The organism is Mucilaginibacter sp. A3364 (assembly GCF_059690715.1).
In genome coordinates, this window is sequence record NZ_JCAWED010000001.1 from 1,170,394 (window position 1) to 1,191,421 (window position 21,028).

The window sequence follows — 21,028 nt, forward strand, 5'->3', positions numbered from 1 at the left end:
GACATGATGCCGGCGGGTTCTAAATTTACGTTTGCAAGGTTAAGCTATCACTCTGGCGACTGGGATACCGATCAGCGTATGCCTGCCAACATCCTCAATTCTTTGATAGAGTACACTACCATCCCCGTCGAGCTCAAAGAAAAAATAGTACCGCTAAGCAGCACAGATATTTTCAACTACCCCTTTGTGTACATGAGCGGCCACAAGTTGGTGCAGTTTGACAGCCGCGAGCGGGCCAACTTTAAAACCTACGTACAAAACGGCGGCTTTGTGTTTGTTGATGATTGTAATCATGATATCGACGGCCTGTTCGCAAAATCATTCGAAGCGCAAATGGTGCAGCTGTTCGGGCCATCGGCCTTGAAAAAGATTGCCAATAACCATGCACTTTATCGCTCGTTCTTTAAGTTTGAAAAAGGGCCGCCAAGTACGTCGTTCGAACTTAACGGCTGGGGAGACGACCTGGTGCATGAATATTTGAAAGCTATTGAAATTAACGGCCGCATAGGCGTGTTATACAGCAATAAAGATTACGGCTGCGAGTGGGATTACGATTTCCGTAACAAGCGTTTCCTGGCTGAGGATAATACTAAGTTTGGCGTAAATATTATTGTTTACGCCATGGGCGGATGAGTTGCCTCTGCGGTATAATTTGTATCTTGGCCTAACTATTCTATGAAACAAATTAGGCGTTTTATATTCAGTTTTTGTTTGATGACCATCCTTGTGGTGGACACTACAAACGCGCAATCCAATCAATCAGCTTTACAGCAGTGGGATGATAAGGTGATGTTAAACCTGGCCGCAAGCCGTACGCCCGAGCAAACGGGTATTATGTTATTCCTTTCGGATAGCGAGCGCTATGGTAACATTGCTATACCTGTTGGGATGTTGGCCGGTGGTATTATCGGTAAAGACCGTGATCTGCGCGAGAATGCCATGTATGTGGCTAGTAGCACGTTGATATCATTTGGTGTTACGCACCTTTTAAAAGTTTTGGTTAAGCGGCCGAGGCCATATATTCAAAACATTAAAATAGTACCGGTTTACCAGGCCAAGGGCTATTCGTTCCCGTCCGGGCATACCTCGGCATCAATAGCAACGGCTACCGCTGTCTCAATAGCTTATCCAAAATGGTATGTTATAGCGCCGTCTTTTTTATGGGCGGGGTCTATCGGTTATTCGCGCAGCTATTTAGGGGTTCATTATCCTACAGATGTGGCGGCAGGGGCTTTAATAGGTGCAGGTTCGGCGGTGGGTATGTCCTTCCTGAAAAAGTAATTAAATCTTATTCCTAATTGCAATGATAATGTACGTTTAGTTTCACGCCAAAGTCAGAAGGCGGGTACTACGGTTCAGTCTTATAAATTTTTAATAATTTTGCCAAAATCCCTTACGCACCCATGTTACCGCAGTTAGAAAATAGTCCGTTCCGTATACAGTTTTCCTTTCATAAAATAATTGAAAGGCTGGAGCAGACTGCGGCTACCGGCGAGGGCTGGCGTTGTGTTAACGCCAAAGCATTGCTTGAAAAAGTAAACCAGCACCCCGAACTGCGCGACGGTTTTACCAGCGAAAGCCAGATCACCGAAAACGCCGACCTGATAAGCGAACTGCTGGCCGATCTTTTCCCTGAAGCATTAACGCTGAACGAGATCAAAGCGGTAAGCTTACCTTACCAGGGGCTGTTGTTTAATAAAACCAAGCGTTTTGAAAATATATTGCGTGATGCAGGTTCAAATTTCGATATCAATATCCGCGATTTTGATGAGCACCAGTTTTATGTATTAAGCTGCTGCATGATACTGTATATTTTTTACGGCACGCATCTTGATTTTAAAAAGCCTTTATTTTATGATATACCTACCGCCGAAGGCATCATTAAACACTATCGCATTTTATATAACGGCGATTTTTTAGAAGTAATGCCTGCCGGTGGCGAAATGCCCGTGCTAACGCAGGAAGAAATAAACCTGCTGATGGATAGTTACGATAACCTGGAGTTATGGAAAGAGAAATTCCCGCCGGGCAACTGGATCATCAAAGGTTTTGCCCTTATGTCATTGGTTGATGTTACGGTGGAGAATTCTCTGTCTACCCTGAAAAGTAACTTGCTGGGCAATTTTTCGGCATTGCAGGTACGCGAGAGTTTACAATCTATATTCCGTTCCATGTTTGAGATACCTGATATGGAAATGGGTTTTACTTTGTTTGATCAAAATGAAGGAAAGTTTGGCAACAGCATGGCCGGCTTGCAGATAAAAAGCTTCCTGGTGCCCGATAATGAGGAGGTGGATGATTGCAAATCAATGCTGGAAGGTAAATCATACTCATGCGTAATGCAGGATCATGGTTATTTCGCCGTTTCTGATGTGGATGAGTTCATTAAAAAGAATCCCGGTAACCGGATAGGCCCGCATTTTAAAGCGCAGGGCGCCGAAAGTTTTATACTGGCACCTGTTATTAAAAACGAAGTTTTGCTGGGGATATTGGAGTTGGTATCACCGCGTAAGCGCGAACTGAACAGCGTTACCGCCAATAAGCTTGAAATTGTAATGCCGTTTTTGGTTGATACCATCGATCGCAAGCGTAACGATATGCAAAACAAAGTGCAGGCGGTTATACAAAACTACTACACCACTTTGCACCCAAGCGTGTACTGGAAATTCCGCCGCGAGGCGCTTAACTATATTCACGGCGCTAACGCAGATATTGTTTATTCGTTAAAAGAAATAACCTTTAAAGATGTTTACCCGCTTTACGGGCAGGTGGATATCAGCGCCTCATCCGCTACGCGTAACTCAAGCGTACAAACCGACCTGAGTAACCAGCTTAACCAGTTAATTGCTTTGCTGGGAGGCGTTAAAATTGATGACAAAGATATTTTAGTGACGGATCTGCGCGCCTTTGTGAGCGAGCTATCCTTCAGCATACGCGCCGATACAGAACCGCAAATACAGCATTATCTGGAAACCAGGGTGCATCCGTTATTGGAGTTACACGATGATAAGCGGGCTGTGGCAACCTATTTTAAAAATACCGATGCCGCCACAGGCGATTTCCATACTAACAGGCGCAATTACGATAAAACGCTTACGCTCATTAACCAAAAGCTAACCAACATACTGGATAGCCGCCAGGCCGAGATACAACGGTATTACCCGCACTATTTTGAGCGTTTTAAAACCGACGGGGTAGAACATAACATGTATATAGGGGCATCGATAGCGCCTAAACAGGAGTTCTCACTTCAGCATTTGCACAGGCTGCGCCTGTGGCAGCTACGCGTTATTGCCGAAATGGAAACCGAGCAATTTGACCTGAAAGGGGTGTTGCCTTATCCGCTGGGGGTTACTTCGCTGATACTGGTTTTCAGTACGCCGATAGCTATCCGTTTCCGGATGGATGAAAAGCATTTTGATGTGGATGGCGCTTACAATATCCGCTACGAGGTGATAAAAAAACGGATAGACAAGGCCCATATTAAAGGCACCATTAACCGTGTTACCCAACAAGGTAAAATAACCATTATTTACAGCAAAGCCGAAGAGGAGCAGGAGTACCTGGGCTACATTAACATATTGCAACAGGAAGGGGTGCTGGGTAGCGATGTGGAACATTTTGATGTAGAAGACCTGCAATCGGTATCTGGCTTAAAAGCGCTGCGCGTGAGCATTCTGCATAAGCAAAATTTGCTGGCGCAGCGTTCAGCTTCTTACAATGAGTTATATAAGAAGTTGAGTTAACATTAATAATACATGTCATTTAGACGAGGTACGAGGAGAAATCTTATACGCTTCGCTACTTGTCGCTCGTATAAGATTTCTCCCGTTGGTCGAAATAACATAGCGGGGTAGGTATTAAAACCTAAACCCCGCTGATATATACGGATAAGCGCCTTCTTTAGAAAACCCAACCACACCCTGTATCAAAATCAGCTGCGCCGGTAAAAAGTAAAAACCGCCACCGTAACCATCATGCCATTGCGATGAAGTTTCGCCGGGTGTCCATACACGGCCTACATCGTTAAAGCCAATGATGCCGAGGGTGCCCGGGAGTATATATGAGGCAAAATCGATGAGCTTTAAGCGCACTTCGATATTGTTATAAACCGTGCTTTTGCCGGTAAATCTGCCAATGTAATAGCCGCGCAGGTTTTGATTGCCGCCCAGTTTTAGTTGCTGATAGTAGGAGGCGTTGCCGATGGTGGTACCACCGCCTGTACGCATAGCTACCACAAATATCGAATCGCTTGGCGGGGTAAGGTAAAAGCTGAATTCGGATGTTACCTGGCCGTAGTTGTGGGCATCGTCGTTCAGCGCTTTCATGCCCATCAGGTTGGTGGTAAAGTATACACCTTTGTGGGGGAAGATACCTTTATCGCGCGTATCATACGTAAACCCGGCTACCACACCGGCATTACCCTGACCGGCAAATACTTTTTCGTTAGGATGCAGCAGATCGTAATTATGCAGGAAACGGTTGGTGTTGTCATCCTCATCGCCATTGTAATATTGTGCCGCTACGCCGCCGGTCACCGTCCAATTGTTGTAAGTGTGTTTGATGCGGATATCGGCATCAATGTAATTATATACGTTTTGATAATAAGGCAGGCGTTGCTGACCGGTGTTGGCAAACACGGTTTCGTTACCCAAACCAAAGAAGTTGCTGGTATAGTTGGGCCCTTTGTTCAGGATGTTAACCACTATATCGTTATTACCAAGCGCCTTTTTAAAATCGCCGTTATAGTTTAACATTAACGAATTGTTAGCAAAACCATAATTAACCAGCAAGCTTTGCCTTGAGGCATAAGGTTCCTTACGGAAACCCTGTTTTTGCCATATAAAATTGCCGACAAACTGCACGCCGTAATCTTTATTATAACTTCCCAATATCAGCGGCTGAAAGAAATCATACTTAAAGCTTTGGCTATTGTAGTTATTTACCATCGTATCCGTACCTGTACGCAAATGCGCGTTGGCTGGCAGTTTATTCTTTTCATCGCTACGATCGTACACATAACGGTTGCCTTTGCCTTTAATGTTGTCATCGGTAACAAAAGTATCCTCATCATCGCCGCCAACCAGGCGCAGTTTAATGGGCGAGCTGTTTTTACCATGAAAAGCAAACTCATCGGGGCTACCCATACCATAAAGCCTGATCTCTTTAGTAACCGCCGGATCAAATGTGCGCTGATAAGTGGTTTGTTCCAGGTCGCCTTCTTTTTTCTGTTTGTTTATTTTGATGGTTACTTTACCATCAGCCTCGTTGGTAATGTTAAAATGCTCGCGTTTATCACTGGTAGGTATTTCAACCGTGTTTGATAAAAAGCGATAGTATTTAAGTGCTTGTTTTTTCAGAATGTTACGGCGGGCAATCATTTTATCCGCCAGTTGTTTACCACTCTGTGCATAAATAGAGCCGGGCATTAGTTTAACAGATCTGACAATCAGTTCATCGGTCAATGTTTTTTGCACATCGGCTATTTGTGTTTCCCAATCTTGCTCACTAAGCCCATTCAAAAAGTAGCGGTCGAAATAGCGCGCATTCAAATTCCAACGATTTATGGAGCGTATATGGTCCTCATAGCTCTGAAACTTCGCCATCAGTAAATGCCGCGAAACCAACCACGGCAACACGCCCGAAGTATTGTAAAACACCTGGTCGCGGTCGCGAGGTACAGGTTCGTAAACTGTACCGTATTTACCTTTGGTACGTTCCCAGCGCCATTGGTCTTCATGGCGGTCCCAATCGCCCAACAGCATATCCAGCAAGCGGGCGCGTAATACCGTTTTTTGGTCTACGCTATTATCGTTATCCTCTTTTAGTTTTTCCTGGGCCTTGGTGGTGTTGTCGGTTTTCTTGGCGTCTAAAGGCTCCCGCTCTTCAAATAAAAATACCTGGTCGGCAAAATCCTTTTGATACTCGCCAAAGGCAGGGTCATTAGGTACATAAACAATTTCAGGGTTAGCATGCGGAATGCCCAAAGCCTTAGCCAGCGGCGGCACAATAACTGCCGAAAACGGATGCTCTGCCGCTATCTGATCCTGAATAATGGTAGCGGCCACCGTTTCGCGAAGGGTAGGTGGCAATATTTTTTCGGGATATTTTTGAATGGTGCGTATCACCCATTCCTGTCCGTTGGCATCCTCCAATCGTAATGATTTGGTTTGCATGCCACCGCCGCGCTGTAATATTTTTAGTCCGCCTTTTTCTTTGCTCAAATGAAATACCCGCATTTTAACGGGTGTTGCCCATAGCTTGCGGTAGCCCTCGCCCAAAAAGAAACGGTGCGTGCCGTTTACCTTATCATAATTCGGTTCAATGGCAACGGTAATACTGTCGGCTTTTGTTTGCGCGTGGCTGGTTGAAGCCAGGCCCGTTAAAGCCGCTACGCAAATAGTAAGGATATGTTTAGGTAAACTCATGGCTATTTTTTATAGATGAATTTATACACCGTACCCGGTGTTATTTTATCGCCCTCGCTGGATATATAGAGGTTGTTTTGATTATCGAACGCTATGCCTTCGGGCTGTACATATAGTGACGAACTAAGCGGATAGGTAGCTTTTACCTTCCAATTCGCATCGGCCACTACCAATAACCTGTTAACCGATGATAGCACATACCATTCATTAGTACGCGGGTTTTTGGTTAAGGCGGATGGATGAAACTGCAGTTTCTTTTTGCCCGCCAAAGCCTCAATATCTTTTACATTAATACTGAACTGTCCGGCAGCGCTTAACACACCGTTAGCAGCCATTTTTAAAATGTAACCACCGCCCAGTTTGCTACTTTTCTCGCCCTCGCAATGCTTGCAAAGTACATATAGTTGGTTCGTTTTTTCATCAGCATACAAGCCTTCATATTCGCCTGCCGGGATTAAACCAGCCTGCTTTTGAACGCCGGCAGCTTCGGGTTTGCCTACCTGGTTAAAAGGGAAAACGAATAACTCGCCATTACTTTTCAGTACGATAACCTGGTTGCCCATGATGGCAATATCCTCGTAGTCGCCCTTTTTGTCAAATTTGGTGTAGTTAACCTGCTTATCGCCCAAATGGAAGTAGTACACACGTCCCTCTTCGTCCTGCTCGGCGTAGATCATATCGCTTTTAGCCCCGCGGAAAGCGATGCCTGATATTTCGCTCAGGCTTTCGGGCATAAAATATTTTACGGGTTTATTCAGGTCGTAGCCTTGCGGACTACCACCACGCTGCTGCCCGGTGCATGATGCCGCTACAAGCAGGCTGACTAATAAAATAGCGTTCAGTTTTTTCATACGCTTATGGTTTCGGCATTTAATATGCGGTAAATGGCTTGCTGCGAGCGGATGGCCGGTTCGGTAACTTCTATCGCTACGTTTTCCAGGTTTTCGTTCAGCATTACAGCTTGTACGTTATCACGCAGTTGCAGGTTAATAATTTCGATTACCTGTGCTTTTGTCTGCTCGTTATAAACCGGGAAACAAACTTCAATGCGCCGGTAAATATTGCGGTTCATCCAATCGGCCGAACCCATGAAAACCTCGGGCGCGCCGTTGTTGTGGAAGATGAACGCCCGGCCATGTTCTAAATATCTGTCTACAATACGTTTTACGGCGATGTTCTCGCTCATGCCCTTAACACCCGGTCGCAAACAGCAAATACTGCGTACCAGTAATTGAACCTTTACACCAGCTTGCGAGGCATCGTAAAGCTTATCTATCAACTTGCGTTCTTCCAGGTTGTTGAGTTTAATGATGATGGATGCCGATAGACCGTGTTTCGCGTTGGCTATCTCGCGGTCAATCATATCCATAAACCTTTGCTGCAGGTTAAACCCGGCCACCAGTAAATGTTTGAAGGGAATGAGATCCTGCGATGCAGGTTTTTGCCGTTTGGCCAGGAAGATAAACAGTAGTTCTATCTCGCGCAGCATATCGCCGTTGGCGGTCATGAGGATGTGGTCGGTATAAAAAGAGGCGGTGTTCTCGTTAAAATTACCGGTAGATAGCAGGCCATAGTATTTGGTACGATGACCGGTATCACGTTTAACCAAAGCTACCTTGGCGTGTACTTTTAAAGCGGTGATGCTGTAAATTATATTAACGCCGGCAGCCTTCATTTTTTTTGCCCATTTGATGTTGTTGGCCTCGTCAAAACGGGCTTTGAGTTCCACCAAAACGGTCACTTTTTTCCCTGCCGATGCCGCATTGATCAGCGCGTTGGCGATCCGCGAATCACGCGCCACGCGGTACATGGTAATGTAGATTTCTTCCACATGCTCATCCAGCGCCGCCTCGTTAAAAAAGCGCAGGATGCTGTTGTACGATTGATAGGGCGTGTTGATGAGCACGTCCCCGTTCTCCAATTGCTCAAATATGGAAGCCTCGCCATTAATAGGATTATGCATGGCCGGCCATTTTTCATAGCTCATACCCGGCAAACTTACGGGGAAGCCAAACAGATCTTTCAGGTTATGATAATTGCCGCCTTCTACCAGGCTGCCCGCAGGGATTCCCCAGTTATCGCTCACCATTTGCAGGGTTCGCAGCGGGATGCCGGGTTGGTGCAAAAAGCGGGTGGCTATCCCCGAATCGCGTTTTTGTAGCTGGGCCTCAATTTGCTCGGAGAGGTCGCCGGGGTATTCATCTTTCAGATCCAGCTCCGCGTCGCGGGTTATTTTGAAGGTGTAGCAGCCGTTTATGTCGCCGTGTTTAAATACCTTGTCCAGGTGCTGGCGGATGACGTCTTCCAGGAACAAAACATAAGTTACGCCGTCATGTGTCGTCTTATAAAATCGCGGCAGCTGATCTGATGGTATGTTGAGCACGTAGGTTTTATCCTCGCCGCCGTTGCTAAGGGTCACCAAAAAATAAAGCTCGTTATTTTGCGGGAAGAAGTTTTTAAGCGATAGCTCAACCGGCTGCAAAAAGGCCATTACCTGGCTATAAAAATACTCGCTTACCTGTGGGGCGATGCCAGGGGGAATAGCCTCGTTAAATACCAAATGAACACCATGCTCTTTCAGCTCGGGAATGATCTGCCCGGTAAATAATTGGCCAAACAAATTTTGCTGCCGCATGATGTTTTGCTGGGCTACTTTAAGCGGATCGGCAGGTACATCGGCTTCGCTTTGCAGCTTGCCCAGCTTATCCATAGCTAAGAGTACCGGCATGCGCACGCGGTAAAACTCATCAAGGTTTGAAGAAAATATAGCCAGGAAGTTGATGCGCTCCATTAAGGGCACGCCGGCGTGGGCAGCCTCCAGCAGCACGCGTTCGTTGAACGAGAGCCAGCTCAGGTCGCGGTTATAATACGAATAGGCAGCCATGTTTAGTGGTGCTTGGTGTCGATGTTATTGATTACGGTAGCTATAATATAGGCCAATACCGATATAATGAGCCCGAACATAAAAATGTTGTAGGCTGCTCTTAGCAAACGGTATTTTCGCCCCAAGACCACGCCTTGCGAGTACACATCGCGAATGAGCGTGCCGTATAAAAAGTCGGTATCATCCATTACTTTAAGCATACCGGCGGTGTATTGCTCCAGGTTCATTTTATAAAAGTTACCGAAGAAAAGCAGGTTAACCCTTTTTTGGTCAATATCTTCCTGTGTAAATTCCCCATGCGGGATAGCCGGGCGGGTGGCCAGTATAGAAAATATCATGGATAGTAAACTAACCGTCAATAATATAAAGCTCGGCACCGCCAAAAAGCTGTTTTCCTCAATTTTACGCAATACTAAACTGATGATAGCTGAAAGGATGATGGAGTTTACGGTAATTAAAATATGGGCCTTATTGTCGGCCATATCGCTCAGACGCTGGTTATTGCCTGATGTTATCCTAAACATGGTTTCAATACCGCGTTCGGGTTTGTCTTTTTTCTTTTTATCGTTTGCCATAGGAGTGGGTGCGGGTGTTGTGGCAATGTGCTGTGTATCAGGTGTCGCTTGCGCGATGTTTGTTTGTTCGGTTTCTGCTTCTGCTTGTTTGCTGATGAGTTTTTGCAGGTTTTTATCGTACTGGTCGTTCAGCAACAGCCTAACATAATCGGTATGATATTGGTGCGATTGCAGCATTTCGATATTCTTTTGGCGCCATTGCTGCTTACTGATGTCCATATGTTTAATGGCCTCGATCTCCTTGCGCAATACCTTATTTCTTTCGGGGAATTTATCGGTACCCAAATGGTACAGGTCGGCATCGCATACAATTTGTTGTAGTAAGCCTTCGGGCTTTTGCGGCATTTGGGTAGCCATAATGCAACCTTTTACTTTTTCAATGATAGCGGCATCAACCTTAAGTTCTGCTAATACACTGGCCGCTAACTGCGCGCCCGCTGCTTCATGCTTGATTTTATCGGTAAAATAGCCCGTGTCATGAAACCAGGCGGCGGCTATCACCGTGAAAAAATCTTCGTCGTTTAGTTGGTAGTGGTTGGCAATGTGTGTGGCATTGCTCACTACGCTTTTGGTGTGGTTTAAATCGTGGTAAACCAGTTCGCTATCATGATGGGTATCAAAATACGATAAAACGTATTGCTTAATATCTTCTAGCAGTTGCTGAAACTTCATGGGTGACAATTATGTACGCAGGTACCCAAATTTAGTTCAAATAATCCATATATCTCCATTTGTCGCGCAGCTAAAATTCATCAGGCTTAACAATGACAATGGACTGTATTTTGATGAATAAATGTTGATAACTTAAAGATTAAGCGCTGATATCACAACCTCAAATTAAAGCTAACCTTAATACCGTATTGCGATACGCCCGGCCTATCCAGGTAATTAAACCTGCGGATAAGATCAAACCGAACAAATTTAAAGATGTTGCCCAGGCCCGCGCCAACCTCTAAATAAGGCACATTACCCAAAGCATATGTACCGCTTGATTTGCCTGAGCCGGTTGGGAATACATACAGTCCGCCACTTTGCGCCGGGTCGTTCTCCTTACGTACACCGCCATAAAGGGCTTTAAACGATAGATACTCGCGCAGTTTTAAATGTTTGATGAGCGGGATCTTATTGAGGAAAAAGCCGCTGAAAGAGTGCGTGTAATTTAATCCCACGTAATGATCGCTCACAAACTCTAAATAGTACATTTTGTTGTACGAGTACGGATCGTAAGCCAAAGACTGGTTTGCCGGACTAATATTCAGCAACGGAAAAGGTACTTTACCTACCAAATAACCACCCATCAACGTAACATCGGCAAAACCCAATTGCGATAGGAATAAGCGCTTCTGGATACGGCCGGTAAAATTGGTATACGTATAATTAGTAAAGCCATGCGTTACCTGCAAACTGTAAATAGGATATTTATTGCGGATAGTAGTACGCGTGCGCGATCCTTGTATAAACTGCTCGTGCGGGGCATAGCGTAAACCGAGTACGATCTGGTCGCTAGTTAAATCATGGACCAGGGCACCACCCGGGTCGTTACTGCGGAAAACCAATTCCCCGGCAGGGCGTTGGTTCCAGTTACGGTAGGATATGTTATAGGAAAAACGGCTCTCGAAATCGCGCACATATCCGGCCGAAAAAATACGATCATACAGCCAGTAATTGGTGCTGCCCGTTTGGAATGAGTTCAGCACCGCTTGCGAATTACTTACGTTAAAACTTTGACCGGGTATATCGGCATCGTAGCTGTAAGTTAGTTTGATAAAATTATTAGGAAAGCGATAGGGCGATACTTTGTTTAAAGAAAATATGGTATTCATCTCATATTTCACTTCCTTATCCTTTAAGCCATAACCTACATTACCATCCAAATACAAAACCTTATTAAACTCTTCGGTAGTACGGCCGCCTAACTGGAAACGCGCGCCTTCCTGGCTGTTGTAAGTAAATAAAGCGCCTACCGGCCCGGCCTCAAACTTGCCCAGATCGGCATAGTCGGTAGTAAAGGTCTTGGCTATCCAGGTAGCAACTTTGAAAGATCGCATTTGCTCCAACCGGCTAATGCGTTTATAGGCACCTGCTTGCTGACTGGTCAATGTATCTGTACGATGGCTTGCCCAAAAAGTACTGTCGGCATCGGCAGCGTTATCATCGATACGATTGTCCAATCCCCTGTAAAAGCTATTGGGTTGGGGCTTGTCAAACACATAATTGGTGTACATTACCGAGCGTTCACCCAGCATGGCCATGCCGCGATCCTTTAGCAAACCAAAATCGGCCTTTACATTGCTTTTGGTGAGCAGGTAGCGCTTATCGGTATGTGCTTTAAAATCAAGCCTGATCTCCAACGATCGCAGGAAATTCATGTTAATGTCCTTATTCACATTCAGCACACAAGCGGTAACCGCGTATTGCCCGTTAAGCGATACGAATAGCTTCCCCTCAAAGAGCAGATCGCCTTTTGCGCGGGGTGTGAAGCTTAGTTCCACCATTTTACCGCTTTCGGTATCAATGGTATCGGTTATAAAAAACTTATAATAGTTGGGTGAATGATTAGCAATTGGACTTAAAAACTGGCGATTGATTACGAAAATGTTATTCTCATAAATATCAATTGTATTACCATACAGCCGGTTTATAAAAATATCTAAACCCGAGGTATCAACAAATTTGATCAGGTTAATGCTCTTTTCGCCCTGCAAAACATTGATGGTTTTCTCGGGACTTTTACGGAAGAAATGCTGCGAGATCTTTTCACTGAAAAAGCCCGGAAGCACCGCCTGCCGTGTGCCGTTGATCACCGCCGTATCCAACATAAACTGAAACTTGCTGAACCACGCCGCGCCGGTTAGCTTGGGCGAAAGATTAAACATAGATAGCGCCGTGCGCTCGTACTGATCATACTGCAAATAAGCAGGGCTTTGCATGCGGTTTTGCTCTTTATGATCGATGATCTGCTGAATCAGTTCAACCGCGGGGTTGCCCTTGTTTCGGTACCGCTGGCGTTTGCCTGAGCTAATAGAGACTTCATCCAACTCCGTTAACCGACGGGTAAGCGGGACAGTGATCTGGTTCGCTTGCCCAGGCTTAATTGTTTTGGTAGCCGAATGATAGCCGACATAAGAGAATGATACCTCGCTAAAACGGGTAGAGGCGCTTAAAGAAAACCGGCCCTCGCTATCTGTGGATGTGCCAACGGTACTGCCCGTAAATACAACGCTAATGCCGGCAAGGGCCTGCCCGGTAGCTTCATCAACAACTTTGCCACTGACGGTAGTTTGTGCTTGTTGACCGGAAACAAAAAAAGGAAATAGCAGTAAAATAAAGATCAGCCAGTGACGCATAGAGTATAAACGGTATACCGCCTTGTTAAGTATTGCAGGTATTTTAGGTTGAGTTTAACAAATATTTCCATCAACAATATCATGCTTAAACTAATATTAAAAAGCAGCTAATTGTTTTATTTAGCTGCTTTTTAATCTCAGTTATTGCTGATACGAAAATATAATAAATAAGGTTTACTATTGTAGTACCGGCGGATGTAATTTCCAGGGCTCGGTTAAAAATGTTCATTTCAGGGTGCGCCACTTTTAAAAGGTGTAAACTTTGTAAAAATTTAAGTTGTTGATAATCAGTTGTTTGTGGAAATTTTAGGGTGCGCCGCATTGCGCCGCTTTTTGTTTTAAAGCATTGATAATAAATTGATTGTGAAAAATTGGTGCGCCACTTGCGCCACTTTAAAAGTGGCGCACCCCGTATACGCAAGGTGCGCTAACTGCTCACTAATTGCTGTTATCGCCCCGCTTTAGCCCAGCCACGTAAACGGCTTATAGCATCATACAAAACTCCGGCTTCGCCACGGAAAGCGCCCGAGCCTTTGGGTTGCCCGTTCAATACATCGTACCATTCAAAAAAGCCATTGTACTTTATGGGTCTGTCAAGCATAGGGCTTAGTGCCACGTATGCTTCGGCAGGCATATCATATTTTAAATAAGCCTCAACCACACGACCGCCGAACCAGGTCCAGTCTCCACCATTTTGGTAGGTATAGGGTTTCATGTTCGGGAACTGCGCGGCTGGGTAGGGTGGGTAGATGGTGATTCCTATTGTTGCATACTTCTCTTTCGCGGCAGCAACCAGCATTTGTTTGTTAATTTGTTTTACCTCGGCAACGGTGTTAAAGCCCGCGATTATAGCGCAGATAGAGCCGCCGGTATACAACACCTCATCCTCGTTAAACGATGCCGGGAAGGGGCTCCCGTTCAGATATATATGTGGGCGATACTTTTGCTGCGCAGCCATCCAAAGGTGTTTGCGTACGTTGAGTTTAAGCTGAGCGGCTACCGTGGCCCAGTCCTTGCGCCATTTGTAGCCTGTGGTTTTCATCGCCATCAAATCCTTAACAGCGATGGCAAACATGGCATTATCATAAATATCAATCGCCCATTTGGTTTTATTGTTAATGGCCACGCCCCAGCCAGCTTCGGGTTGCACGTCGCCCCAATCAATAGTGGTGGCTCCGGTAACCAGTCCGTATTTGGCAGACCATCTTTCTTTCATCAAATACAGAAGCGCGTCTTCCATACGGGTGAGCACAGTTTTGCCGGCTATTTGTTCGGTAAGGATAGTGCGGTCGCCGGTTGCGTCAATGTATTTCTTTACGGCTTGTATCAGCGATGATTCCTGGTCGGTTTCTACGGTATTCTTATGCGCCGCCCAGGTAGGTATCAGTTTAGAGTACCTATAAGCGTAGCCGCCGTGTGCTTTGGATGTATCAACTAAACCATCAACAATATTGCCGTCTTCGCCCTGTATCTTGAAAAACAAGAGCAGCATTTCCTTTACCTTTTCCTTAGGATGTACTTTGAGCGATCCTTTGATAAATGTGTTAAAATCTCGGATCCAAACTTCGTTGTATGATGTACCTGCCGAGAAGCCGGTAAGCAGTTTCAAAGCTCGTTGTTGGATGGTATCCATGCGCTTATCGGCCAGTATGTTTTTAGCCAGTGTACGATTGTTTTTCTGTTGCGCCGATGCGGATAAAGCCAGCATCGCTAAGCATAGCGTTGCTGTTAGTAAACGAAGTTTCATAAGGTAGCTTAAATTGGTAATGTACAAACATAACAACTAAAGTTAATTGCTGTTTGGTTAATTACTATTAACACCCAATTAAAACGACTCGTTAAGGTTAAGGAAGAAGCCGCGGTTGCCGTATTTACCAAAGGCATAGTCAAGCGCCAGGTTGGTACGCGTAGCCTTATTGAATAACACCCTTAAGCCCGCGCCATAGCCCGGTTGAAACACCTGGAACAGCTTGGTGCCGTGCTCGTCGTTAGCGGTTTGTAAACTGCCAAACATCACACCGCTTATAAACTTGTTCCTCAGTATCGGGAACCGGAATTCGGCCTCGGTGTCGTTAAACTGTGTGCCTTTAAAATATTGCGCAGTATAACCACGGCCACTGCGGAAGGCGCCATCGCGAGCCGTGCCGGGTAGTTCTAAATAGGGCACAGCGCCACTTACCAGGTATGATCCCCAGTTCCAGAAAGCCAGTACGGTTTCGGGATTACTTTCAGATAAGCTAACGTATTTTCTTAGGTCGGTAGTTATTTGCAGGGCGTTTTTGGTACTGCCTATCCATGTTTGATTGATGCGTATACCGGCGTCAAAGTACATGCCTTTATAGGCCCGGTTTGGATTATCGCGCGTGGTGTAGGCTATATTGAACAGGAAGCCGTTGGATGAGTAGCTATCCTGCGGAAAGCCGTATTTGTTATTATAAACACTGGATGGCGTGGCATTGTTGGTAGTATCGCCGAAGCGGATATTCCGCCTGATCTCGAATGATAAACCAGCACCTACAAACACATTTTTACCTATGTTTTTGTACACCTTCTCGCGGATGTTATAGTAATAGGAGCGTATGGCATAGCCCTTATGTGTTGGGTTGGCCAGTACACGATCTGCGGCCGTGCCGCCAATAATATCATTACCAATACCTAAGCCAAAATCGGGCGATACGGTTTTAGCCGCTACCAGGTTTCCCTGGAAATTCCAACGGTTGCCGGGTGTAAATACGTTATGATTAAGGTAGAAGTAAATGATACCCTTACTGGTAATAGATGCTGACGTTGCGGCAACGGATAACAGCGTGTTAGGGTCATTCCCCAATTTACGCCCGGCAACTGCTTTTATACCTATCTGTGCGCCAATAGTGGGGTTGGCGGCAATATTAGGCACAACGGTAATGCCCGAGTTTTTGCGCAGGCTATCGCGTTTTTGGTTAGGGTGAAAGATAGCATGCGTCAGATCGTTAAAATCATATTGGTGGCCCAGGTTTTCAACAGGTTTTGCCTGCTGTTTATTTTTGATGCGCAAAGAGTCCGCCTTTAGCGAATCAGCCGGAAGACTAACCTGTGTATAACCCCAATAGGGTAGCATTAACAATATGATAACTAAATATTTAATAGAAGTATAGGGTTGCTTATGGCTGAACTGCATCATCAAAAAAAGATTAAACTATTTAATAAGTATTGAACAGGCTTTTTGTTTGATGACTACAGGAGTTTACACTGTAACTACTGACATATACGTCAGATTTTAAGATTTGATGACCTGGTATGTATTGCACCCTGCATTTTTTTACTACTTTAGTTGCAACCAATTTACCTAATAATGAAATTTTTCCTGACTGATGCCCCTAAACGGGCTATCCCTATGGCGCAAGCTGTTTAGTTTTTACTGTATGCCCGTTTAAGCTTTCTGCTTTTACTGTGCTTGCTGTTGGCTAATAGTCTGTAAAACCTGTGGGATAAGTATATCATCTGCAAACCAATTTAATTAACCAAATACATCACCAAATTACCTAGTATGTTAAAAAACAAACCAATTTTTTTGCTGGGCCTTGTTATTGCGGCCCAACTCATGATGCAGGGATGCGCCAAGAAAGACAGCGCCCCGCTTAACATTGTGGAAATGACGCTTGATAAAAGCAGCGTTGCATTAACACCCAATGCCAGCCTAAGTGTAAATATTACCAACGGTAATGGCGAGTATACTGCCGTGTCATCAAACGAAAGCGTTGCCAAGGCCACTATTGCCGGCAATGTAGTTACTATTAGCGCTACAGCAGCGCAGGATAAAGCCAATGCTGTAATTGTAATAACCGACAAAATGTTTAAGCGCCAAACCATTGACGTTACTGTAGCCAAACTGTTTGACCTGGTATTAAGTACAAACACCGCTGCCTTAGAAGTAGGCGTGCCCGGCAAAAACGAGCTTACGGTTAATATCAGTACCGGTAATTCGGTTTACAAGGCAGAAGCTATTGAGAATACGGCCGCTATGGTAGAGATCAATACCGCGAAGCTGGAATCGCATGGCAAGTTCACGGTAAAAGCAATTGCTGCCGGAACCGCTAAAATAAAAGTGAGCGATGCTAAAGGTAAAGAGAGCATTATAACCTTAACTATTACCGCCCCGGCTGTTTTGGGATTAAGTAAAACCACCGTAAGCTTAGGCGCGGTGCAGGGCAGTGAAGAAATCACCGTGAACACGGGTAACGGCGACTATAAAGTTACGGTAGCAAATCCGTTAGTGGCCAAAGCCTATGTGCAGGGTAACGTCATCACTGTAAAAGGAAAAATAAACGGCACTACCACCGTGTTGGTCGAAGATAAAAAAGGCCAGAAAGCCACCATTAACGTAAGCGTAAACGGAGGCGCATTTGCCATGAACCTAAGCGACCAATACTTCGGCTACGCCAACTTTGGCGATATAGCTATTGTCGATGCATCAGTAAAAAGCCTTAAAACAATAACCATGGAGCTTACCTGCAAGATAGATGGCTACCGGGGCTTGCAAACCTTTATGGGTTTAGAAGGTAACCTGATCATCAGGGGTAAAAATGATGATTTCAGACCAACACACCCTATACAAATTGCCGGTCTGGGTGATAAGATCACTTTAGAAAGCACCAAGAGCTTTAACCTTAACGAATGGATGAATATTGCATTGGTGGTTGATTGTAACCAGACTGATGTAAAGGAAAAATACAAACTCTACATTAATGGGGTGCAGGATGTGCTGATCGTATCCCGCCAGGATGAGACACATGCGGTAGTTAACCTGGCGTCGAGCAGTGATGGTAACCGCTTTGAGATAGGTCGTGCCTTTGGGCAGGATTTCAGGGCGATGAAAGGCACCGTTTCCGAAGCCCGTGTTTGGACCGTGGCCCGCACCGCGCAGCAAATAAAGGATAATATGTGTAGCCTAAGCGGAACCAACCCCGGCCTGCTTGCCCGTTGGAACTTTACCGCCGGTGCCGAAGTTGGCTACATACAGGACAGCAATGGCGGTAAGTACGAAACCAACCTGATTTTAGCCAACGCCAAATTAGGCGGTAACTATACGCAGGTTAAGGCGCCTGCCAGTGTGTTTGTTCAAAAAGGTTGCCCTAACTAATTGTTGTTTTTAAAGATTTTTAAAATGAAGATAATATCCAAAATATTCGCGCTGGTAATGATCTGTTCAATAATGATCGTCGCCTGCAAAAAAGCCGAACAGGCTAAATTACCCGAAGATACCATTGGGAAAACCATAGCGCCTGTTACCAAATTGGTTGCCGTGCCAACAGCCGATGAAAATGAGATAGAAGTAAGCTGGACAAACCCCGACGACGAAGCATTGATGAAAGTTATCGTAACTTATTCGCCCGTTGCCGCAGGTGGTAAAGCAACCGCTAACCCCATTGTGCTAAATGCAACTAAAGGCGCTAATCAAAAGATATCACTTATTGTACCTACTGTAACCCGGTATACCATTAAAGTAGCGGCTGTTAATAAAGCCGGCGTTAAATCAGAAGAAGTTGCCGTGCAGGCCACGCCGTATTCAACTACCGCACCCGATTTGACTCCCATCACGCTAAAACGCGCCGATACGTTGATGACTTCGCTTGTTAGCCTGTACCTTGAAGGTAAAGCCCGCGATATATGGACAGCAAGCTACCCTTTTAAAGATGGTTTTTGGAATGGTGCAGCCGTTATTTGGGGCCACGGTGGCGCGTTTTCGGGTTATGTAGCATTGAAGGAAGCGGCAGAAGCTTACCCGGTTTATAAAGATAAGGTTGCTACGCTATATGATAACCGCCTCCTTACGGGTATAGATAAGTTTAGGAATACAGCTAACGGTAAACCCGAAGCCTATGCAGTTTACCCGGGTACCGGCGATGAGCGTTACTATGATGATAACATTTGGGTAGGCTTGGATATGGTTGATATGTATGCACTAACCAAAAACACAGGCTACCTTAACCGTGCTAAACTGGTGTGGACTTTCATCCTTTCGGGCACTGATAATGTAATGGGAGGTGGGGTATACTGGAAAGAGGGTGGAAACTCAAAAAATACTTGCTCAAGCGCGCCTGCTGCTGTTTTGGCCGCCAAGTTATACATGGCTACTAATGACCCTGCATACCTGCAAAGTGCTAAAGATTTGTATGCCTGGACAAAAAATAAACTACAAGACCCTGCCGACTATTTGTACTGGGACAACGCAACGCTGTCAAACCCGGCCGATCCTAATTCGGCGTTGGTTATTGCTAAAAGTAAGTTTCAGTATAATGCCGGTCAGCCCATGCAGGCTGCCTGTTTGTTATATAAAATAACAGGAAACCCGCAGTATTTAACCGATGCGCAAAACATTGCCCAAGCTGCCTATAAAAAATGGTTCGTACCATTTAACTCATATACGCTGGGTGAGTCCTTCCGCATATTGGAGCCGGGTCATGTCTGGTTTCAGGCCATTTTACTGCGCGGATATATTGAGCTGTATAAAATTGACGGTGTAAAAACCTATGTAAAGGCTTACCAAAAAACCATGGCCAATGCCTGGCTATCAAACGCTCGCAACCGTACCACCAACCTCATCAATAGTGATTTTAGGGGCGGAACTACGCAGGCTGAGTTCGATATCCTGTTTCAGGGCGCATGTTTGGAAATGATATCGCGCCTGGCTTTGCTGGAGCATGAAGGACTTTAATTTATAGCAACAGTAAATAATGCAAAAGGCCCGGAAACTCAGTTTTCGGGCCTTTTGTGGTTATGATGGGTAGGCGTGTTAAAAATTCATCAAGGCAATACAAAGTATTAACCATGCGGCCAATTCGGGCAATAAACGCAATGGACTAAGGGCTGTCCAGCGGTTAACCATTGCTTGTAATTTTGTCTGTGCTATGTTTTGGGGTTTGGATATTTTGATGATGGCAGGGATGAAATAGATAAAGGTGATCAACCTGCTAACAAATACAATAGTGGATGCGAACAACCAGTAGCAATGTGCAGGGCCAACATAGTTGTACGCCAGTATAATGTTTACGATAGCCAATAAACCCTGTGCAGGCGAAACCAGCGGCCAAAAGCGTTTGGCAGCCAGGTTTTGGCCGGACGATTCTAATTTTCCGGGTAGGGTAGCGGGATCAACCTGGTGTTTCCAGTTGGGATAAACAACCAATACTTCGTAAAGGCCGCCCCCAAGGCTAAGCGTTACAGTTAGTAACAGTAGTAGTAAAGCAATTATCGAAATCATGCCGCTAAACTACCGGCTACGCTGCAACCGTCGAATAGCTTTTCGGTAATCAAGGGCTATTTGTCGGTAAATGAGCCGCTTCTATAGGCCAGGAGCAGTCAGGCGATCAGTCGTCCGTGTCTATTATGCTGTCGTCATCATTGGTTTCGGCGTGTTCTTCCAAATCATCCAGATCGGTGGCGGCACCGGTTTGGGTTTCATTGCCATCTTCAGGATAATTCTCCTGTTCCGGGTTGTTGTCGAACAGCTCGTCCGGTGAGGTATAGTCGGTGGTTTTCATATGCTTTTAATTTATCGTCCTTAATATAACGGGCAAATGGTGCCAATGTTTAAAAACGCTGCATTTAGTTATGTTGATTAATATGAAAAGGAATATCAACAATATGAAAAAACGTATTAGCTATGATTGATGTATCCGCTTTAGATTTGTTAAAAGCGTGTTAAACGTGTGCTAAATTAATGCTGCGGTGATATTTTTATACTGCTTACGCATGATTTAGAACGATAAACCAAATCCTGGCTGAGGCTGCTGCTAATACCGCCTTTGTTAATTT

The 21,028-nt window shown here is 45.2% G+C and carries 14 protein-coding genes; 5 read left to right on the plus strand and 9 right to left on the minus strand.

The features are described from left to right. Positions 1 to 3: 3 nt before the first annotated feature. From AC59JT_RS05170 to AC59JT_RS05180, 3 genes are all read left to right on the plus strand, one after another. Positions 4 to 633: a DUF4159 domain-containing protein gene (locus tag AC59JT_RS05170; protein WP_497396547.1), complete on the plus strand. Its 630-nt coding sequence runs from the start codon at positions 4 to 6 to the stop codon at positions 631 to 633. A gap of 81 nt (positions 634 to 714) precedes the next feature. Beyond that, positions 715 to 1,281, plus strand: coding sequence for a phosphatase PAP2 family protein (locus AC59JT_RS05175; protein WP_497396548.1), 567 nt, complete (start codon positions 715 to 717; stop codon positions 1,279 to 1,281). 122 nt (positions 1,282 to 1,403) lie between these two features. Next, positions 1,404 to 3,746: a GAF domain-containing protein gene (locus AC59JT_RS05180; RefSeq protein ID WP_497396549.1), complete on the plus strand. Its 2,343-nt coding sequence runs from the start codon at positions 1,404 to 1,406 to the stop codon at positions 3,744 to 3,746. Between the two features lie 114 nt (positions 3,747 to 3,860). Here AC59JT_RS05180 and AC59JT_RS05185 read toward each other — a convergent pair whose 3' ends face one another. The 7 genes from AC59JT_RS05185 to AC59JT_RS05215 all read right to left on the minus strand — a co-directional run bounded on the left by AC59JT_RS05185 (position 3,861) and on the right by AC59JT_RS05215 (position 16,394). Next, positions 3,861 to 6,428, minus strand: coding sequence for a BamA/TamA family outer membrane protein (locus tag AC59JT_RS05185; protein ID WP_497396550.1), 2,568 nt, complete (start codon positions 6,426 to 6,428; stop codon positions 3,861 to 3,863). A gap of 2 nt (positions 6,429 to 6,430) precedes the next feature. Beyond that, complete coding sequence (locus tag AC59JT_RS05190) at positions 6,431 to 7,279, minus strand: SdiA-regulated domain-containing protein (RefSeq protein WP_497396551.1); 849 nt, start codon at positions 7,277 to 7,279, stop codon at positions 6,431 to 6,433. Next, positions 7,276 to 9,312 carry a polyphosphate kinase 1 gene (gene ppk1 / locus AC59JT_RS05195; protein ID WP_497396552.1) on the minus strand — a complete coding sequence of 679 codons (2,037 nt, stop codon included), beginning with the start codon at positions 9,310 to 9,312 and terminating at the stop codon, positions 7,276 to 7,278. Before ppk1 ends, AC59JT_RS05190 begins: the two co-directional genes overlap by 4 nt. A gap of 2 nt (positions 9,313 to 9,314) precedes the next feature. Next, the gene (locus AC59JT_RS05200) at positions 9,315 to 10,559 is read right to left on the minus strand and encodes a Pycsar system effector family protein (RefSeq protein WP_497396553.1); all 1,245 of its coding nucleotides are present in this window, start codon (positions 10,557 to 10,559) and stop codon (positions 9,315 to 9,317) included. Between the two features lie 152 nt (positions 10,560 to 10,711). Next, a complete protein-coding gene (locus AC59JT_RS05205; RefSeq protein WP_497396554.1) occupies positions 10,712 to 13,234 on the minus strand; it encodes a DUF5686 and carboxypeptidase-like regulatory domain-containing protein in 2,523 nt (840 codons plus the stop codon). A gap of 448 nt (positions 13,235 to 13,682) precedes the next feature. Continuing rightward, positions 13,683 to 14,981 carry a glucosidase family protein gene (locus AC59JT_RS05210; RefSeq protein ID WP_497396555.1) on the minus strand — a complete coding sequence of 433 codons (1,299 nt, stop codon included), beginning with the start codon at positions 14,979 to 14,981 and terminating at the stop codon, positions 13,683 to 13,685. 78 nt (positions 14,982 to 15,059) lie between these two features. Beyond that, positions 15,060 to 16,394, minus strand: a complete 1,335-nt coding sequence (locus AC59JT_RS05215; RefSeq protein ID WP_497396556.1) for a BamA/TamA family outer membrane protein — start codon at positions 16,392 to 16,394, stop codon at positions 15,060 to 15,062. Between the two features lie 366 nt (positions 16,395 to 16,760). On the opposite strand from AC59JT_RS05215, the gene AC59JT_RS05220 reads away from it, so the two are divergent. Further along, on the plus strand, positions 16,761 to 18,353 hold the full coding sequence (locus tag AC59JT_RS05220; RefSeq protein WP_497396557.1) for a LamG-like jellyroll fold domain-containing protein: 1,593 nt from the start codon (positions 16,761 to 16,763) through the stop codon (positions 18,351 to 18,353). A 24-nt stretch (positions 18,354 to 18,377) separates the two neighbouring features. Next, the gene (locus AC59JT_RS05225; protein ID WP_497396558.1) at positions 18,378 to 19,928 is read left to right on the plus strand and encodes a glycoside hydrolase family 76 protein; all 1,551 of its coding nucleotides are present in this window, start codon (positions 18,378 to 18,380) and stop codon (positions 19,926 to 19,928) included. Positions 19,929 to 20,006: 78 nt separating this feature from the next. On the opposite strand, the gene AC59JT_RS05230 is transcribed toward AC59JT_RS05225, so the two are convergent. Both AC59JT_RS05230 and AC59JT_RS05235 read right to left on the minus strand, forming a co-directional pair. Then, a complete protein-coding gene (locus AC59JT_RS05230; protein ID WP_497396559.1) occupies positions 20,007 to 20,474 on the minus strand; it encodes a hypothetical protein in 468 nt (155 codons plus the stop codon). A gap of 106 nt (positions 20,475 to 20,580) precedes the next feature. Then, complete coding sequence (locus AC59JT_RS05235; RefSeq protein ID WP_497396560.1) at positions 20,581 to 20,754, minus strand: hypothetical protein; 174 nt, start codon at positions 20,752 to 20,754, stop codon at positions 20,581 to 20,583. Between the last annotated feature and the right edge of the window lie 274 nt (positions 20,755 to 21,028).

What these genes read in the sequence shown, in the direction of transcription:
- AC59JT_RS05170 (WP_497396547.1), top strand. Translation starts at nt 4, where the DNA reads ATGATGCCGGCGGGTTCTAAATTTACGTTTGCAAGGTTAAGCTATCAC.
- AC59JT_RS05175 (WP_497396548.1), top strand. Translation starts at nt 715, where the DNA reads ATGACCATCCTTGTGGTGGACACTACAAACGCGCAATCCAATCAATCA.
- AC59JT_RS05180 (WP_497396549.1), top strand. Translation starts at nt 1,404, where the DNA reads ATGTTACCGCAGTTAGAAAATAGTCCGTTCCGTATACAGTTTTCCTTT.
- AC59JT_RS05185 (WP_497396550.1), bottom strand. Translation starts at nt 6,428, where the DNA reads ATGAGTTTACCTAAACATATCCTTACTATTTGCGTAGCGGCTTTAACG.
- AC59JT_RS05190 (WP_497396551.1), bottom strand. Translation starts at nt 7,279, where the DNA reads ATGAAAAAACTGAACGCTATTTTATTAGTCAGCCTGCTTGTAGCGGCA.
- ppk1 (WP_497396552.1), bottom strand. Translation starts at nt 9,312, where the DNA reads ATGGCTGCCTATTCGTATTATAACCGCGACCTGAGCTGGCTCTCGTTC.
- AC59JT_RS05200 (WP_497396553.1), bottom strand. Translation starts at nt 10,559, where the DNA reads ATGAAGTTTCAGCAACTGCTAGAAGATATTAAGCAATACGTTTTATCG.
- AC59JT_RS05205 (WP_497396554.1), bottom strand. Translation starts at nt 13,234, where the DNA reads ATGCGTCACTGGCTGATCTTTATTTTACTGCTATTTCCTTTTTTTGTT.
- AC59JT_RS05210 (WP_497396555.1), bottom strand. Translation starts at nt 14,981, where the DNA reads ATGAAACTTCGTTTACTAACAGCAACGCTATGCTTAGCGATGCTGGCT.
- AC59JT_RS05215 (WP_497396556.1), bottom strand. Translation starts at nt 16,394, where the DNA reads ATGATGCAGTTCAGCCATAAGCAACCCTATACTTCTATTAAATATTTA.
- AC59JT_RS05220 (WP_497396557.1), top strand. Translation starts at nt 16,761, where the DNA reads ATGTTAAAAAACAAACCAATTTTTTTGCTGGGCCTTGTTATTGCGGCC.
- AC59JT_RS05225 (WP_497396558.1), top strand. Translation starts at nt 18,378, where the DNA reads ATGAAGATAATATCCAAAATATTCGCGCTGGTAATGATCTGTTCAATA.
- AC59JT_RS05230 (WP_497396559.1), bottom strand. Translation starts at nt 20,474, where the DNA reads ATGATTTCGATAATTGCTTTACTACTACTGTTACTAACTGTAACGCTT.
- AC59JT_RS05235 (WP_497396560.1), bottom strand. Translation starts at nt 20,754, where the DNA reads ATGAAAACCACCGACTATACCTCACCGGACGAGCTGTTCGACAACAAC.